Here is a 1,052-nt window from a genome sequence, read left to right on the forward strand (position 1 = left end):
AGCAGGCCGGGGTCGACGCAGCCCGGGCGGAGCGGGACGCCGCGGTCCGGGCCGCCCCGGCGCGGGCCCTGGTGGGTGCCCACGACCGGGCCGCCCGTGCGCTCACCCGGGCGGAGGCGTCGGCGGACGCCGCCCTGCGGGCGGTGGGCACGGCCGCGCACCTCGTCACCGGCACCCTCGAGCTCGACTTCGGCGACGGCTCGCCGGCCGGGACGCCGGAGGTCGACGCAGCCACGGCCCGCCGGGCTCTCGACGACGTCGTGGGTCGCCGCCACCGGTGCGAGGCCGTCGCGGGCCACGACACGACGCTGGGGCGCCTGCGGGCCGCGGCGACCACCCGCGACGCCGAGCTGCGCGCGGTGGACGAGGAGGTGGCGGCCCTCGAGGCCGAGGCGCGCGACCTGCCGGCCCGCCTCGTCACGCTCCGCGACGAGGTCGCGGCGGGCGTGGGCGCCGTCGAGGCGATCACGACCACCCGCGGCCGCCAGGGCGAGGTCCGGGCCGGGCTCGAGGCCGCGCGACGGGCGGGCGAGCTCACCGCGACCCTCGCCGTGGCCGAGCAGGACCTGCTCGACGCCACCGCCCGCACGCAGCGCGGCCGCGAGCGGCTCCTCGACCTCCGCGAGGCCCGCCTGGAGGGCATGGCCGCCGAGATCGCGCAGGGCCTCGCCGTCGGCGGCGCCTGCCCGGTGTGCGGCTCCTGCCAGCACCCGGAGCCCGCCCGCCGGGCGCACGACGCCCCCGACGCCGCCGCCGAGAAGCAGGCGCGCAGCGCCCTCGACGACGCCGAGGTCGAGCAGCAGGCGTACGCCGACCGCGTCCGCACGTTGCGCGAGCAGCTGGCCCGCGCCCGGGAGGCGGCCCAGGACCGCCCCGTGGACCGGTGGCGCACCGAGGGCGAGGACCTCGCCCGTACCCTGACCGCCCTGACCGCCGAGGTCGCCGCGCTCCCGGCCGCCCGCGCCGCGCTCGCCCGCGCGGAGGAGCGGCAGGCCTCGCTCGGCGACGAGCTGCGCCGGCTCGAGGGGCGCCGCTCGGCGCTCGCCGCCGCC

1 pseudogene is annotated in these 1,052 nt (G+C 81.7%); it reads left to right on the top strand.

The window, feature by feature from the left end:
- Nucleotides 1-1,052: pseudogene (locus KK617_RS18660) on the top strand (hypothetical protein); the annotation flags it as partial.

It is taken from the genome of Nocardioides sp. ChNu-99, assembly GCF_029493445.1.
Classification (GTDB): Bacteria; Actinomycetota; Actinomycetes; order Propionibacteriales; family Nocardioidaceae; genus Nocardioides.